A 17,738-nucleotide genomic window follows, 5' to 3' on the forward strand; every position below is an offset into this window, starting at 1 on the left:
AATAAAACAACACATTTTTTTACTTCCTCTTAACGAATCTAACAATGGAAATGGGATTAAATTACAAAAGAAAACTAAAAAAAAACTGGCTGGTTATTTATGTACGTCCTCGTTGGGAAAAAAAGGTTGATAGGCTATTGCAAGAACAAGGGGTTGAGACTTTCTGTCCCTTAAGAACTACCGAAAACCAATGGGCGGATAGAAAAAAGAAGGTTAGTGTACCACTTTTTACCGGTTATGTTTTTGTTAAAATAGATGATAGAGAGCTTACAAAGGTTAGATATACGCTTGGCGTAATTAACTACATCTATTTTATGGGGAAACCAGCTGTGATAAAGGAGTCAGAAATTGAACAACTTAAGGAACTGGTGAAGACATATAATAACCTTGAAATAATTAACCTAAATGATCTTTCGCCTGGTGATAGAGTAAGAATTAGAAGTGGCTTATTCTATAATCACGAAGGTAAAATAATCAAAGTACAAGGAAAAACAGTCCTAATGTCGCTTGACCATATAGAATGTGCATTGGTAACCTGTATTGAGATTAATCATCTTGTAAAAGCTTCACCTTTAAACACAACATTATGCACAAGATAGAACCCACAAGAATAGCCGTAATTGGCCTTGGGTATGTTGGACTTCCACTAGCAGTAGAGTTTGCCAAAAAGCATAAAGTCATTGGTTTTGACATTCTTCAACGAAGGGTGGATGATCTTAACGAAGGCAAAGATTGTACTTTAGAGGTAAGTGAAGAAGAACTCAAAAAAGTGCTAACTTTTTACTGTACAGTTCAAAATGGACTGTATTGCACGAGCGAAAAAGACAAATTAAATTCTTGTAAAGTTTTTATCGTCACCGTTCCGACACCTGTTGATAAAAATAATAGACCAGATTTAACGCCATTAATAAAGGCTAGCACTCTAGTAGCAAGTGTATTAAAAAAAGGAGATATTGTTGTTTATGAATCGACTGTATATCCTGGTGTGACAGAAGATGAGTGTGTTCCTATTTTAGCAGAAAAATCAGGACTAGTTTATAACGAAGATTTTTTCGTAGGATATTCGCCAGAACGGATCAACCCTGGTGATAAGGAACATACAGTTGCCAATATATTAAAAATAACTTCGGGCTCTACACCTGAAACGGCCACTAAAATTGACAATCTTTATAGATCTGTAATTGGGGCAGGCACCCACAAAGCTTCATCAATAAAAGTCGCAGAAGCAGCAAAGATTATAGAAAATGCACAAAGAGACATCAATATTGCCTTTGTTAATGAATTAGCGATGATTTTTAACAGGCTGGGTATAGATACCACTGAAGTGCTTACTGCTGCAGGTACAAAGTGGAATTTTCTGAATTTCAGACCAGGTCTGGTAGGTGGGCATTGTATAGGTGTTGATCCGTATTACCTTGCACAGAAAGCACAAGAAGTTGGTTATCATCCTGAAATTATTTTGGCTGGGCGTCGCGTAAACGATGGAATGGGAGCTTATGTAGCAGATCAGCTTATTAAACAAATGATCTATAACGGCACGCATATCATAGATGCAGAAGTGTTGGTGTTAGGATTTACTTTTAAAGAAAATTGCCCCGATGTAAGGAATACAAAGGTAATCGACATAGTTAGGAGGTTAGAAGAATATAAAGTAAAGGTCTGCATTCACGATCCTTGGGCCAATTCAGATCAAGTTAAACAAGAGTATGGCGTGATTTGTCAGAACGGGGAATCGAAAAAGAGACAATACGATGCAATTTTAATAGCCGTTGCTCATCAGGAATTTAAACACCTCGACCTTACAAAGCTCTGCAAAGAAAATGCAGTCGTTTACGACATCAAATCAGTCTTGCCAAATACCATGGTAAGTGCACGCTTATAACAAATGACTTTAAAGGAAAAGACCATCTCTGGCCTAATATGGTCAGTAGGTCAGCAATTTGGTTCTAAACTAATTAGTTTTTTTATAACCATAGTGCTTGCCCGCATTTTAACCCCGGCAGAATTTGGGTTAATAGCTATGTTATCAGTATTTATATCCATCGGAAATACATTACTAGACAGTGGCCTTACTTCTTCGCTTATACGAACGGCCGATGCAGATCAAAAAGATTTTTCTACCGTTTTTTATTTTAATTTGATAGGGAGCACAATACTTTATTTTATATTATTTTCTTGCGCCCCTCTTATTTCATCGTTTTACCATCAGCAAGTCCTTACAACTATCATTCGTGTTTATAGTCTGATATTTATTTTAAATGCTTTCTTTGGTGTGCAAAACACCTGTCTTGTAAAAGAGATGAGGTTTAAAACACAAACAAACATACAAATCCCTTCATCTTTAGCAGGGGGAATTTTAGGAATTATTTTGGCTAAAATCGGATATGGCGTTTGGAGTCTGGTATGGATGAGTTTATTTACTACATTTTTATCTACCATACTTCATTGGATATATTCAGACTGGCGTCCTGCTTTGATATTTGATAAAACAAGTTTTAACCGTCATTTTGATTTTGGTTATAAAATGACCCTATCGGGAATACTTGACACCCTTTACCAGAATATATATACACTGATTATAGGTAAATTTTACTCTGCTACTCAACTAGGATATTATTCCCGGGCCGATTCTATCAGTCAGCTACCGACAGCAAATATTTCAGCAGCTGTCAATAAAGTTACATATCCGATGTTTTCAGAAATATCCCATAATAATGTGCAATTGAAAAGGGTAAACAAAAAAGTGATGCAGCAGGTTATTTTTTGGAATGCTCCCATATTGATTTTTATGAGTGTAGCAGCTCAGCCTCTTTTTAGTTTTTTATTAACCGATAAATGGTTGCCAGCAGTACCTTATTTTCAAATACTTTGCATTGCAGGTGTAATGCAACCCCTTCATGCGTATAATTTAAATATTTTAAAGGTAAAAGGCCGGAGCGATTTGTTTTTAAAACTGGAGGTTATAAAAAAAGCACTAAGTGTAATAGGCATTTTGAGTGTAATACCATTTGGTATTTATGGTCTGTTATATTTTCAATTATCCTTTAATTTTATTGGATTTTACATCAACACAATCTATAGCGGAAAGATGATTAACTATCCGGTCAAAGAACAGATATTCGACATTTTACCCACCATAATCTTAGCTGTCTTTATTGGTATTTCAACTTATCTTCTTGATTCTTTCTTAGTGGATTCTTTTAATATTAACAATTTGACACGGATTATCATAAGTGCTCTGTTTTACGCTCTTACTTATTTAAGTATCAGCAATCTTATAAACCTTACAGCAATAATAGATTTTAAACAATTAATACTAAAAAGATGATACCAGTAACTAAGCCATTTCTTCCTAAAATAGAGGAATTTGAAAACTATGTAAAAAGCATTTGGGACCGCCAATGGTTAACCAACAATGGTCCTCTAGTTAATGATTTGGAACTTAAACTCAAGCAGTACCTAAATGTGGATTATTTATTATATGTATCCAATGGTACTATTGCTCTCCAGATGGCTATCAGAGCATTGGAATTGAAGGGAGAAATTATTACAACCCCATTCTCTTTTGTTGCTACAACGAATAGTATTGTATGGCAGGGCTGCAAACCAGTATATGTGGATATCGATCCGGATACGTTCAATATTGATCCAGGTAAAATCGAAGCAGCAATTACCCCTAGAACTTCCGCGATTTTGGCAACCCATGTGTATGGCAACCCATGTAATATTGATGCAATACAAAACATTGCTGATAAATATGGTTTAAAGGTGATATATGATGCAGCCCATTGTTTCGGAACAAAATATAAGAACAGGTCAGTCTTTGCGTATGGAGATATTAGTATCACAAGCTTTCACGCAACTAAATTGTTTCATACCATAGAAGGAGGAGCTGTTTTCACTAAAAAACCAGAGTTGTTAGAGAAAATGGCATTTATACGTAATTTCGGATATAGCGGGCCGGACACCATTGCGCTGGTAGGCATTAATGCGAAAAACTCAGAATTTCATGCAGCTATGGGGTTGTGTAACCTGGGACATATTGATGCCATTCTGGAAAAGAGAAGATCTTTGTCTCTGCATTACCGAGAGAACCTGAAAAAGTTAAAAGTTAAATTTCAGTCCATTGATTCTGCTCCCGATTACAATTACGCCTACTGTCCGATTCTGTTTGATTCAGAAGAACTGATGCATGATTGTATTGTCAAACTTGAATTGGCAGGTGTATATTGCAGAAGGTATTTTTTTCCTTCTTTGGCTACATTACCGTTTGTAAGCCGTAAAAGAATGCCTGTATGCGATTCTGTGGTAAAAAGAATTGTTTGCCTGCCCCTGTATGATACACTCACCATCCCCGATCTGGATATGATTTCACGTATATTATTGAGAGCACAGAAATATCCTGTGAAAACCATCAATACACAAAAAGGCTTTGGAGAATTGATTGCCAATCGAATAGAAAAAGTCATAAATGGTCATGAAAAAAAGTAAACCAGCTATGAAAAGTATAGAAACTGAAGTGATGGTTAGCATCTGCTGTGTAACTTACAATCATGAGAAGTATATAGCACAGGCTATTGAGGGCTACTTGATGCAGCAAACTTCTTTTAAATTTGAAATTCTTATCGGGGAAGATTGTTCTACCGATAATACCAGAAAAATTGTAGAGGAATATGTGCTAAAACATCCTGACAAAATAAAATTAATTACTTCAGAATCTAATGTGGGTGTCCACAAGAACGCGGTAAGACTGAATAAAGAGGTAAAAGGTAAATATTTAACCCAATGCGATGGAGATGATTATTGGACAGACCCTTTAAAACTGCAAAAACAAGTTGATTTTTTAGAACAAAATCAAGAGTATATCATGTGTTGTCATTATTCAAAAAGGATTAAAGAAAATAATGAAATATATTATATGAATTTAAATCCAAAACCAATAATCTATTCGTTTGAGGATATATTATTCGATAATGATTTTGAAACAGTACTCAATACAATTCTTTTCAGAAATACGCCCGAAATTAGAGAAATTTACTCAACAGATTGGTTCTTTAAATTTAATGCCCCAGACAGATTTCTTAAACTTTATTTAACATTTACTTCCGGAAAGAAAATCTATGTTTTACCCGAAATAATGTGCTGCTATAGAAAACATCCAGGAGGCATCTGGAGCATGTTAAAAGCAAAAAGTTTAAAACAAAAAACACTTGACGATTTGTACTTGATTATTGAAATTTTCAAATATTCCCGCGTTCAAAAAATCAAGTTGCTTCTCTATTATCTTAAAAAATATTTCCTATTTGAAGTTAGAGATCACAGTCTACAAAATGCTTTTAGTACAATAAGAACCATATTGTAAGCGGTTAGAAAATATAATTATACATTAAATAATTTCCGGTATGAAATATCTTAAGATTATTATTTTATTCTTAGTTTTCTGCAATCTTCCAAGTTATTTCTTGGTTAAAGCTAATGCCGCAATTGGTCAGCTTTTAAGCTACAGCACCTTCCTTCTCATAATCGTTTATTATTTTTTAAGTGAGAATAAGAAGCCAATAGTTCCATTTATCGTATTCGGTCTTTTATTCTTTTTGATATCGATAATAGTCAGTGCACAAAATGACGATGGTTATTTAGTAACGCTTATTAAATATTTTATTGTCGTAGTTATGGGAGCAAGTGTTATAAGCGATACTACAAAGGAAGATATATATATAGTGCTTTTACTAGGATGTTTAAGTATAATTTTTGAATCTATTTTTATTGAAGGTATTGGTGGCAGATATAGAGGGTATTATATTAACCCTAATGCAGCTGGCTATGCTTGTATATTAGGTTATTCTCTAAGTTTTTCAATAAATAACAAAAAATTAAAAATCATTGGCCAATTACTATTTTCAATGGCCGGCTTTCTTACTTTCTCCAGGACTTTCTTATTTATCTGGATATTAGTCAATTTGATATCTTTGCTAATCAATTATAAAAATGTATATAAAATACTAATAGGTATTGTTTTATTTGGTCTGTTTCTTTCATTTGGAGATAAACTGGATTTAAGTACGAAAAGAATGCATGCATTTTCAGGAATACTTGAAGGAAAAGTAAATGATGATTTAAAAGAAGAATCGAGAACAGAAACCTGGTCCCATTATTATAATCAAATTTTAAACAATCCAATCTTGGGTAATGGATACCATTCCTTTAGCGGAGAAATTTTTGGACCTGAATACAATACTTACACCGTAAAAAATGGTGTACACAACACTTTTTTAATGGTTATTGGTGAAGCTGGCTTTTTTGTCCTTCTCTATTTTCTATGGATATATGGGTCATTTTTAATTAATGGCATAAGAATGTTTCATGATAATCCGGTAATTTTTCTGGTTTCATTTTCTTTAGTAATGTACATGCTTACCAATCATAATTATTTTGAAAATAACCTGGTATTATTTGTTTCGATGTGGCTGTATATTCAAATAGATCTGGGTAAGAAAGTATTTGAAAAGAAACATTTAGATCTTCACCAAGTCAGGAACTATCAGGTTGAGTATCTAAATATAAATGCATTTTAGTATGTGTGGAATTTATTTAACCAATATTCCTATTGAAGAGGAGGCCGTAAAATTAAAACTGGAATCTATACAATTCCGTGGACCGGACTATTTAGGGATTCAAAAAGTATTTGATTTGACTTTTGGACATTTACGACTATCCATTTTAGATTTAAATGTTCGTTCACATCAACCTATGACATTTGAAGACCTTGTTATAGTGTTCAATGGTGAAATTTATAACTTTCAGGAGATAAAAACAGATTTAATAGCTCTAGGGTATACTTTTGATACAACCAGCGATACGGAGGTGTTATTAAAAGGTTATAAAGAATGGGGAACTGCTTTAGTGCCGAAACTAAACGGAATGTTCGCTTTTGCTATATATGATGCCACATCAAGAAAAATATTTTGTTCACGCGACCGCTTAGGTGTAAAACCCTTTTATTATTCATGGAAGGACGGTGAACTTGAAATTTGTAGCCAGTTACGTCCAATAAGCCAACACAAACAAATAGACGATGAAGCTATATCGATGTATTTGGACTGCGGTTATATCCCCAGCCCATACACGATCTATCAAAATGTCTATAAATTACCTCCCGGAAATAATCTGGAGATTGATTTGGACAGACAAAAATACGAAGTTAAAGAGTACTGGAATCTGAAGGAGGTCGCCGAAGTGGGCTTATCTTATAATGAGGCCAAAGAGAAGTTGCACAATCTGTTAAAAGATGCCGTAAAAATAAGATTGCAAGCAGATGTGCCTTTTGGATCATTTCTCTCCGGAGGAATAGATTCTGCTCTAATATCCAGTATTGCTTCAACGGTTTCAAAGGATCCCATCAAAACATTTTCGATAGGCTTTGAGGATCCGGAATATGATGAAAGCAAGATCGCTGCAGAATATGCAAAAATTATAGGTTCTGAACATACAGAAACAATTTGTAAAGCAACAGATATTTTAGAAATGATTCCCCAATTAGTAAAAGTGTTCGATGAACCTTTTGCAGATAGCTCTGCATTGCCTTCTTTACTGTTGAATAAAATAACGAAGCAATCTGTTACCATGGTCTTGTCTGGAGATGGGGGGGATGAAAGTTTCTTTGGATACAACCATTTTAGATTAGTGCCTTACGCAGATAAAATTACGTTTGTACCCTATTTTTTGAGAAAAATGGTCGCCAGCGTATTAAGTTTTAATTTTCTAGGGGCCCGCGCACTTTCCTATAGAGGAATACTCAATGCTGCTTCAAAATATGATTTCATTGCAGGTATATTTGTTGGATATGACTCTCTTCTAAAGAAGAGAAACTTTAATTGGTTGTCACACTATAATGGCTATAAAATATGGTCGAAAGATTTGTTACAGGCAACAGCTGATTTAAATATTAAATTGTGGTTAGAAAACGATAGTAATGTAAAAGTAGATCGTGCCAGTATGGCTCATTCAGTAGAAGTAAGAAGCCCATTTCTTGACTATAATATCATTGAGTTTGCAAGAACACTTCCCATATCATTTCGTTACGAAAAAAGCCGAAGAAAAAAAATATTAAAGGATATACTGAAAGAATACATTCCTGAAGAAGTATTTGACCAACCCAAAAGAGGATTTGCTGTGCCTTTAGCCGGCTGGATAAGAAATGAACTGCGTAGTGAATTTGAAGAAAATCTAACAGACGATTTTTTACGTCAGATTCCTATCTTAAATGTACCCAGGTTTAAAGATATTTTTAAAAAGCATTTAGAAGGAAAGCATGACTATTCATCTTTTATTTGGAGAATATATATATTGTCTAAGTGGTATCAAGAATTTGGATTTTATAAAAAATTTGGCACCCAATAAATACCTTTAGCACCGAATAATAATACCCATTACTTCTTCTTTAACTAAAAAAAAGCATTGTTTCAGGCATGTATGGCTTTTTTTAATGCTTTTAATCGTTGGTATTGCCCCATTAAATATTTTGATCATTGAAGTTTTCCAGATACTTGTCAACTATGAAACACTCATGGTTAGCAAAGCCCGCGTGTGTATTCCATTCCGGTAACTCGGAACAAGTTAATGACAGATAAAAGACAGATTAAACACATATGAAAAATAAGTTATTTTTTGTTATTAATAACCTTCATAGTGGAGGGGCAGAAAGAGTGTTATCTATATTGGCAAATGAATTTAGTAAACAAGGATTGAGTGTTTTTGTTGTTTGTCTCAATGAAGCCGAACCAGGTTATCAAATTTCATCTCATGTCAAGATGATTAATTTATTAGAAAAGAGGGAGAAGGAAAATATTTTTAACCGTATTAGATATGCATTATTAATATTTCTACGATTGTCTAATTTGCTTATTAAAGAAAAGCCAACTTGTGTTATTTCTTTTATGACCACAGCAAATTTATGGACCGGTTTAGCTTGCTCTTTAATTAAAACACCCTTTATAGTTTCGGAACGAACTACCCCTGATCACACGATTAATTCATTCAACTTCTTTTTAAAAAGAATTTCCTATATCATATATAAAAAATCTAAGGCTATAGTTATACCAGCCAAAGGAATAGAGGACTGCATTAGAAACCATAAATCTTTTAAAAGATTAAATAATTTTAAAATTATCCGAAATCCTTTAAACGTATTTAAATCGCCCTCTGTTAAACCGGTAAACAGCAAGAAGTTCATCTTAGGAGTTGGTCGTCTTTCCTATATTAAGGGATTTGACCAACTAATTGAGGCCTATAGTAAAATTAAAGCTGATGACGTTGATTTATTAATTGTTGGTGGCGGAAGTGAATATGAAAACCTATCCAACCAAATTGAAAAATTGGGTATGCAAAAACGGGCTAAATTAATTGGACCAAAAGATAATCTGCAGGATTATTATAATCAAGCCGAATTGTTTGTTCTACCATCCAGAAATGAAGGATACCCAAATGCTTTAATAGAAGCGATGAGTTTTGGCTGTCCTTGTATTGCCATGGATTGTGAGTTTGGCCCATCAGAAATAATAGAAAATGAAGCAAATGGAATTTTAATAGAGGCAAATAATACTGGTAAACTTACTTCCGCAATGGATAATTTATTAGCCGATGAAAGCCTTAGAGTAAAAGTTGCTAGCAATGCGCGGTTAATAACTCAAATAAATTCTATAGAAAACATTCTGCCAAAATGGAAAGATTTGATATTGCATAATGCATAATCAATGTCCTTTCTTTTACTGAAACAGACATTTAACCACCTTAAATTTTAGAATTATGAATATTCCATTTTCACCTCCGTTTATTGATCAATCGGTTATTGACCAAGTAGTACAAACACTTCAAGATAAGTGGATTACAACCGGACCTAAAGTTAAATCTTTCGAGCAAGAAATAGTTAAACTTACCAATTCTGATGCAGCAGTTTGTGTAAATTCCTGGACATCCGGAGCAATACTGATGTTAAAATGGTTTGGGATTAAAGAGGGAGATGAAGTAATTATACCAGCTTACACTTATTGTGCAACCGCTTTAAGTGTTTTGCATTGTGGTGCTATTCCTGTAATGGTAGATATCAACGATGATTTTTGTATAGATCCTGAAAAAGTCAGAAAAGCCATAACTGCGAAAACAAAAGCTATTATAGCTGTAGACATTGCAGGATGGCCATGTAATTATGTTGAACTAAAAGCTATTATTCTGGAATCGGAGGTGAATAATATGTTTACAGCAGAGTCTGATAAACAACAACTTTTAGGACGTATCTTATTGATCGCAGATGCAGCACATTCTATCGGTGCAACGTATAACGGTTTGTCTTCGGCTAAAATGAGCGATATAGCTATATTCTCATTTCATGCAGTAAAAAATATCACTACAGCTGAAGGGGGCTGTATTTGTTTAAATCTTCCTCGCAGTTTTAATGCAATGACAGAATATGAATATCTAAAGATATATACACTTAATGGACAAAACAAAGATGCTTTGGCTAAATCAAAAGGTGGTGGTTGGCGTTATGATATATTATTTCAAGGGTTAAAAATTAATATGCCAGATATATGTGCTGCTATTGGTTTGGCACAAATAAAAAAATACACTAATGAGTTATTGCCTAAGCGTAAAGAAATAGCTTCAAAATATTGTAAGGGCTTGGAGCAAATGGATTGGTTTATAAAGCCACCTTTGCAGGATAATGAGAGAGAATCTTCCCACCATTTGTTTCCACTACGAATAATGGGTATTACCGAAGCACAGCGGGATCGGATAATAGATGATTTGGCCCAACTAGGTGTAGCCGCCAACGTACATTTTATACCGATGCCTATGCTTACTTATTTTAAAAACCTTGGGTATCATATAGAAGATTATCCAGTCGCCTATAAGCAATACTCATGTGAAATTTCTTTGCCTCTTTACCCTCAGCTTTCAGATGCCGAAATACAATTTATTATTGAATCGGTAATTGCCACCGTACAAATTCAATTAAACAAACCAGCACAGGCAGAGGCTAAAGATAAAAATAAGAAAACAAGAAAAGCAATCGTTTCAACAAGAATTTTTGGACATGGACACCAAACGCATATTTGATATTTTATTAGCCTCATTTGGCCTAATTGTACTTAGTCCGGTTTTTGTAGTAATTGCTATACTAATACTTCTAGATTCGAATGGAGGAATATTCTATCGTCAGATCAGGGTGGGAAAGAACGTGGAAGATTTTCCGCTGTTCAAATTCAGAACTATGTATGTGCATCAGACAGATCAACAACTACTTACCATAGGCAATCACGATACTCGAATCACAAAAATTGGATATTGGTTAAGAAAATATAAACTTGATGAATTACCTCAGTTATTAAATATACTAAAAGGCCATATGAGTTTTGTTGGTCCGCGTCCTGAGGTTCGTAAATATGTAAATCTTTATAACGAGGAGCAAATTAGGGTACTCTCCGTTAAACCGGGAATTACCGATTGGGCATCAATTGAATTTTCTGACGAATGCGAACTTTTGGAAAAATCCAATGATCCGGAGCATTTCTATATAGAAGAAATAATCCCATTAAAAATCACACAAAATCTGAAATACATCAATAATCATGATTTATGGATTGATCTGAAAATCATATTTCTGACTTTAAGAAAAATTGCGATTGGATAAAGCAGTCAATTAATACGATTCTAAAACTCATCAGCAAAATGAAAATAGTTCACATTATAGGCGCACTTAGAAGAGGTGGAGCAGAGCGTTTTGTTGTCGACTTATGTAATGAGTTGGCAAAGAATGATCAGTATCAAATATATATAATTTCTCTTTGTGATAATGATGCTGATACAACTTTTCTTAATGAAATCAGTGGGAAGATAAGTTATTTATCCCTACACAAGGGCAAAGGTCTAAATTTCCGGGTACTTTTTAAATTGACCAGTTGGCTGGTTAAGCAAAAAGCGGATATAGTTCACACGCACTTAAATGCTTTTGAGTATTTGCTTTTGTATAGATTTATGAGTGGTAATTGCAAGTTTTTTCACACCATCCATTCAACAGCCCAAGCCGAATGTCCGAATTTTTTAATTAAGGCATTTCGTAAAACTCTTTACAAGAAGAATAAGGTAATTCCTGTCGCAGTTTCAAATGATGGAGGCAAATCATTTCAGAAATATTATGGTTTGGATAATGTTATTGTAATTGAAAATGGTCGTCCGTTTTTAACTCTGACTGATGAATATCCTGTACTTATTAAAAGATATAAAGAAAATATAAACTCTTTCCTTTTAATTCATGTGGGAAGGATTATGAAAGTGAAAAACCAGCAGCTATTAATTGAAGCTGTACAAAAGTTTAATGCAAATGAAGAGAAAAAATGCAAACTATTAATAATCGGTGATGTTCGTGATGAATCCTTATATCATCATCTTTATTCAATGATAAAAGACGACCCTTATGTTGAGTTTCTTGGAGGAAAAGAAAATATCGCTGATTTTCTAAGTATGGCAGACTTTTTCTGCTTATCAAGCTTTTATGAAGGGATGCCTATATCCTTAATTGAGGCATTATCAGTTGGATGTATATCGATTTGCACTAAGGCCGGTGGTATTAAAGATATGATTAAGAATGAGGACACCGGCTTCTTGAGCAATGATAATAGTGTGGATTCATATTATCAAACGATAAAAAGAGCCGTTTTCTATCCAGATAAACAAAAGATAAAAGAAAATAGCCTGAATTCATTTAAACAGCACTACCATATAAGAACTTCGTGTAAGAAACATGTAGATGCATACCTTGTGATCTAAATATAAATACTAAATAAACAGAACCTTTTAAGAATTTGCATAATCAGGTTTGGATAATGAAATTCTTGTTATTTAATCTTGATGAAAACATGAATAACGTAATTGACAGGTATTTTGGTGCAGACAAATGGAATATAGGATTTGTTAAACAATCTGCTGCAGATTTAATCCGGAGAAAAAGATTTAACGGAAAAGTAGTATGGCTGGAGGAGGATGAAGCCCATTATTCGGCAGACCCCTTTGTTGTCAAAATTAATTCCAGTATTTTCATCTACTATGAGGAGCTTAACTTTTGGAAAATTAAAGGCAAAATTTCGAGAATTAAAAATTTTAATTTTAGCACTAAACAAAGAATATCTGGCCTTACACCAAAAGGGATACACTTTTCATATCCATATATTTTTGAAGAAAAGTCAAATTTTTATTGCATTCCAGAAACAGCAGATGCAGGTGAAGTAAGTCTGTATCAGCTGGATCATGAAAACTCGACCGAGTTAAAGAAGAAAAGGGTTTTGCTAGTGGGGCCACGTTATGTGGATACTTCGATTATCTACTACAAGGGAAAACATTGGCTATTTACCAATATAGATGGCATGTTAAATGATCTATACATATACTATTCAGATTCATTAGAGGAGGAATTTAAACCACATGCTTTAAACCCCATTCCGGTAAGTTCAAAAAATTGCAGGAGTGCCGGAAACTTATTTATAGTAAACGGGCAACTTTACCGCCCAACTCAGAATCTGGAAATCCGTTACGGAGGATCCATAATTATTAATAAGATTTCTGAACTTTCTGAACATTCATTTAAATCAGATCCTGATTTTGAATTATTACCGGAAGCCCCTTATTTGGAAGGTATGCATAATATCAGCTTTGGAAACAATTTGATTGTTGTAGATGGAAAGAGAAGAACACATTCTCCCATTACTCCCGTACATAGATTATTAAAAAAAGTTCTTTACTAAAATATATGCCCTTATTGGCGCATAATGTTAGCTGAGAAATGTGATTATTTTCAAAGGATGGATACGATTTCAAATAGATTATTATTTGTTTCAATGTCTGATACTGCAGGTGGAGCAGAAAATATCCTGCGTATGGCAGCAGGTGTAACAAACAGTCCATTAATATTTCTGAAACATGTATTTGATTCTCGCCTTTTCATACCAAAAAAACAGGAGGTAAAGCATTTAACTAAAGGGGCGCTGTTGATCGGCTTTTTAAAACTTGTTAAAGAGCTGTACCCTTACAGAAAAGATTACACAATCATAAGCACACATCCTTACCTAAATTCATATTTAGGCCTGCTCAAACGCGTTGGGTACCTAAAATCAAACCTGATTGTCCGTGAATGTACTTCGGTATTTACCCGCTATACAGGTCTCAAAAAATTAAGCTATCGGATAGCTTATAAATTAGGTTATCCAGCCGTTAATTTAATCGTCTGCCAAACGGGAATTATGCGTAATCAGCTATTAGCCCAAAATAAATTTATCCCAAACGATAAGGCTGTAATAATAAAAAATCCGATTGACCTAAATCATATATTAAGAAAAGCAGAAGCCTCTATAGATGAAAGTCTGACAGATTCAGAATTTATTTGCTCAGCCGGCAGGTTAATTCCTGAAAAGGGCTTTTCAATACTAATCCATGCATTTGAAAAAATTGCACAACAGCATGAGAACCTAAAGTTATTGATATTAGGAGAAGGCAAAGAAAGGAAAAATCTCAATACTTTAATAAAAGACACCTGTCTACAAGATCGAGTAATCCTAATGGGGCATGTTGATAATCCAATACCATATTATAAAAAAGCAAAACTATGTGTTGTCTCATCTATTAAAGAAGGATTTCCAAATGTTTTGCTTGAAATGATGGTCGTAAATGACTCCGTTGTTTCAACCCTTTGCGCCGGCGGCATTGAAAAAATACCTTCTATTCTTAAAGTTGAACCCAATAATATCAACTCTTTAACATCAGCTATAGGGTTTGCGCTCGCTGATTATCCCAGCCAGAAAAACGATAGCAGACAAGACTACCTCAAAGATCGCAGTCCTGAGCTATTTATCAGTTCCATTCTGGAAGAGGTGCACCGGGTAAATAGCTTATAACTTTTAATAAAAAGACTCAAACAATCTATAATTCATCTATAAACTTATATCTTATGAAAATTTTAGTCACAGGCACGGCCGGATTTATTGGCTTCCATTTAGCCAAACGTTTGTTAGAAAGAGGAGATACAGTAGTAGGTATAGATAACATCAATGATTACTATGATGTCAACTTAAAACACGATAGACTTATAGAAACAGGAATAGATGTGACAGAACTAGAATATGGTATAAGTAGGATAAGTACTAAATATCCAAGCTATACTTTTATTAAATTGGATATTTGTGATAGTGAAAGTTTAGCGACTTGTTTTGAAACTTTTCAGTTTGATGCTGTTTGCAACCTTGCTGCACAAGCAGGTGTAAGATACAGTATCACAAACCCTGAAGTTTATGTAGAGACTAATATAAAAGGTTTTTTGAATGTTTTAGAGTGCTGTAGAAATTTTAAAATTAAACACTTACTTTATGCCAGCTCATCAAGTGTGTATGGATTAAATAAGGTAATGCCTTTTTCTACACATGAAAGCGTAAATCATCCCGTTTCACTATATGCTGCATCTAAGAAAAGTAATGAATTAATGGCTCATGCCTATAGCTATTTGTTCAATTTGCCAACGACAGGTTTAAGATTTTTTACAGTTTACGGTCCTTGGGGTAGACCAGACATGGCTTTGTATATTTTTACTAAAGCAATAATGGAAGGTGAAGAAATAGAAGTTTTCAATAGCGGTGAGATGAGTAGAGATTTTACTTATATTGACGATATTGTCGAAGGCATAGTTCGAGTAATTGATACTCCCGCACAAGCAAATCCAAATTGGAATGCGAAAAGCCCTGATCCTGCGACTTCAAAAGTACCTTACGTTGTTTATAACATTGGAAGAGGAGAACCGGTAAGTTTGCTAAATTTTATTAATGAAATCGAAAAACATACTGGAATTAAAGCCAATAAAGCTTTTTTGCCTATGCAAGCCGGAGATGTTGCCGAAACTTCTGCTGACATTAATGATTTAACCAATAAGCTTCATTATCAACCAATAACAAGTGTGGGAACAGGGGTGAAAAATTTTGTAAACTGGTACAACAACTATTATACGGTGTCTTATCAAAATCAGACAAAAATTATACAAACCGCAAATGGTTTGTCATAATACTGTAACATAAGGTTTTTTAACAACTTGAATAATTTTACTTGAAAACAAAAATTTGAAAAAATACAAACAACTGAATATAAAGGCTTAACGAAAAAATATTCAAAACTAAATTAGATAACGACTTCATTATCTGCATTGTGTTTTAATTTACAAATCCTTTAGGTTTGCGCCCAAGATGTAAATTTAAAACACAAATTCATGCAGAAGAAAACAAAATTAATTACAAAAGTGCTAGTATTTAGCTCACTACTGTTTACAATTTTCACCTTTAGTCAATGTCAAAAAGAAGGGGTAGAAAATCTAACAATTGATGCGCCTAACGATGTGGATTTACAAAGTGTTGTTTCAACAACTTCAACTTCTGTATTCACAGTAAATGTTTCAAAAGGTATTTCCGATGGCGGATTTTCGGTACGAATTCCGATGGACGTCAATTTAATAAGCGACACAAACGATAAGCCAACTGCATCAACCGTAAGAGTATTTGAAAATGGTGTTGAAATAGGTCCTTCGCACTCTGTACACCAGGAAATCAGAAACTTAGGTAAAGGTCGTTTCAGTCATAAATCGGGCTTCTTGTTCCTTTCGGCTTCTGATAACTCAGATCCGAGAACCAATCGTAAGAAATACACCTACACTGTAGGCGATCAAAGCATTACAATACCTCCAGTAGTTCCGCCAACCGGTACCACAGATCCTCCAGTATCTACTAATGAACCTATCGGATATGCTTCTGTAAATGGTAAAACAATAGGAGGTGCAGGCGGTCAGACGGTAACTGTGTCAACTTTTTCAGCGCTTCAAAGTGCTGTTTCATCCTCGGCACCATTAATTATACAAGTTTCTGGTACGATTACAGGATCCGGATTACTTAGAGTACAATCTAATAAAACGATTCTGGGCCTTAACGGATCTAAACTGATTGGTGCAAGTTTGTTTATCTACGGAAAGAGCAATATCATTATCCGGAATATGACAATCAGCAAAGTTAAAACATATTCAAATATAATTATCAAAGGTGGTGCACACCACGTGTGGGTAGATCACTGTGACCTTTCATCAGAACGGGTAAGCGACTGGGATTACTATGATGGATTGTTGGACGTAGGAACTGGTGCTGATTACGTTACACTATCATGGAATAAGCTGTACGACAACCATAAAGCTATGCTGATCGGTTTTAGTTACAACGAACCTGAATCTGTTGGTAAACTTCGTGTTACTGTACATAACAACTATTTCTATAATGTTTCAGAACGTTGTCCGAATGTAAGATATGGAACTGTTCATACTTTCAATAACTATTATGACAATGCAGGATTTGTTAGCTCTTTTATGGGGGCAATTGTAAGAGTGGAAAATAGTTATTTCAAAAATACTACGCTTCCGATCAGAACAGAACTTAGTCCTGTAGCAGGTGTTATCAGCGGTGAAAATACCAATATATTTGATAACTCTGGAAAAAACAAAATTACTACGGCCCCTTCAAATTGGGTACCTACTTACGAATATAAATCAGTACTTAGTGCTGCAGCAAATGTTCCATCTATTGTGATGAAAGGTGCTGGCGCAACTTTATAATCAACAGAAGTAAGTTAAAACATTTAATTGCAAAGCCATCTGACTGTAAGTCAGATGG

The 17,738-nt window shown here is 34.3% G+C and carries 15 protein-coding genes; all 15 read left to right on the top strand.

Annotation, left to right across the window (positions count from 1 at the left end; translation table 11 throughout):
- The first annotated feature begins 44 nt into the window (after positions 1-44).
- The 15 genes from D7322_RS18060 to D7322_RS18130 all read left to right on the top strand — a co-directional run bounded on the left by D7322_RS18060 (position 45) and on the right by D7322_RS18130 (position 17,680).
- Positions 45-599 (top strand): UpxY family transcription antiterminator, encoded by a 555-nt coding sequence (locus tag D7322_RS18060; protein WP_121125647.1) that lies wholly within the window; start codon positions 45-47, stop codon positions 597-599.
- Positions 587-1,882, top strand: a complete 1,296-nt coding sequence (locus D7322_RS18065) for a nucleotide sugar dehydrogenase (RefSeq protein WP_121125648.1) — start codon at positions 587-589, stop codon at positions 1,880-1,882. The genes D7322_RS18060 and D7322_RS18065 overlap by 13 nt, the downstream gene beginning before the upstream one ends.
- 3 nt (positions 1,883-1,885) lie before the next feature.
- Entirely contained in the window at positions 1,886-3,328 is a 1,443-nt protein-coding gene (locus D7322_RS18070; RefSeq protein WP_121125649.1) for a lipopolysaccharide biosynthesis protein, read from the top strand.
- Positions 3,325-4,491 carry a DegT/DnrJ/EryC1/StrS family aminotransferase gene (locus tag D7322_RS18075; RefSeq protein WP_121125650.1) on the top strand — a complete coding sequence of 389 codons (1,167 nt, stop codon included), beginning with the start codon at positions 3,325-3,327 and terminating at the stop codon, positions 4,489-4,491. Before D7322_RS18070 ends, D7322_RS18075 begins: the two co-directional genes overlap by 4 nt.
- 7 nt (positions 4,492-4,498) lie before the next feature.
- On the top strand, positions 4,499-5,362 hold the full coding sequence (locus tag D7322_RS18080) for a glycosyltransferase family 2 protein (RefSeq protein WP_245971374.1): 864 nt from the start codon (positions 4,499-4,501) through the stop codon (positions 5,360-5,362).
- A gap of 40 nt (positions 5,363-5,402) precedes the next feature.
- Positions 5,403-6,575, top strand: coding sequence for an O-antigen ligase family protein (locus D7322_RS18085; RefSeq protein ID WP_121125651.1), 1,173 nt, complete (start codon positions 5,403-5,405; stop codon positions 6,573-6,575).
- A 1-nt stretch (position 6,576) separates the two neighbouring features.
- The gene (gene asnB, locus D7322_RS18090) at positions 6,577-8,400 is read left to right on the top strand and encodes an asparagine synthase (glutamine-hydrolyzing) (RefSeq protein WP_121125652.1); all 1,824 of its coding nucleotides are present in this window, start codon (positions 6,577-6,579) and stop codon (positions 8,398-8,400) included.
- Positions 8,401-8,648: 248 nt separating this feature from the next.
- Entirely contained in the window at positions 8,649-9,749 is a 1,101-nt protein-coding gene (locus D7322_RS18095) for a glycosyltransferase (protein ID WP_121125653.1), read from the top strand.
- A gap of 55 nt (positions 9,750-9,804) precedes the next feature.
- Positions 9,805-11,115, top strand: coding sequence for a DegT/DnrJ/EryC1/StrS family aminotransferase (locus D7322_RS18100; RefSeq protein WP_121125654.1), 1,311 nt, complete (start codon positions 9,805-9,807; stop codon positions 11,113-11,115).
- Positions 11,093-11,689 carry a sugar transferase gene (locus D7322_RS18105; protein WP_121125655.1) on the top strand — a complete coding sequence of 199 codons (597 nt, stop codon included), beginning with the start codon at positions 11,093-11,095 and terminating at the stop codon, positions 11,687-11,689. The genes D7322_RS18100 and D7322_RS18105 overlap by 23 nt, the downstream gene beginning before the upstream one ends.
- Before the next feature lie 38 nt (positions 11,690-11,727).
- On the top strand, positions 11,728-12,825 hold the full coding sequence (locus D7322_RS18110) for a glycosyltransferase family 4 protein (protein ID WP_121125656.1): 1,098 nt from the start codon (positions 11,728-11,730) through the stop codon (positions 12,823-12,825).
- 56 nt (positions 12,826-12,881) lie between these two features.
- Positions 12,882-13,796, top strand: a complete 915-nt coding sequence (locus tag D7322_RS18115; RefSeq protein WP_121125657.1) for a glucosamine inositolphosphorylceramide transferase family protein — start codon at positions 12,882-12,884, stop codon at positions 13,794-13,796.
- Between the two features lie 24 nt (positions 13,797-13,820).
- On the top strand, positions 13,821-14,942 hold the full coding sequence (locus D7322_RS18120; RefSeq protein ID WP_121125658.1) for a glycosyltransferase: 1,122 nt from the start codon (positions 13,821-13,823) through the stop codon (positions 14,940-14,942).
- A gap of 53 nt (positions 14,943-14,995) precedes the next feature.
- Entirely contained in the window at positions 14,996-16,096 is a 1,101-nt protein-coding gene (locus tag D7322_RS18125) for an NAD-dependent epimerase (RefSeq protein ID WP_121125659.1), read from the top strand.
- A 231-nt stretch (positions 16,097-16,327) separates the two neighbouring features.
- Positions 16,328-17,680 carry a pectate lyase family protein gene (locus D7322_RS18130; RefSeq protein WP_245971375.1) on the top strand — a complete coding sequence of 451 codons (1,353 nt, stop codon included), beginning with the start codon at positions 16,328-16,330 and terminating at the stop codon, positions 17,678-17,680.
- Positions 17,681-17,738: the final 58 nt, after the last annotated feature.

This window comes from Sphingobacterium puteale, assembly GCF_003627955.1.
GTDB classification, from domain to species: domain Bacteria; phylum Bacteroidota; class Bacteroidia; order Sphingobacteriales; family Sphingobacteriaceae; genus Sphingobacterium; species Sphingobacterium puteale.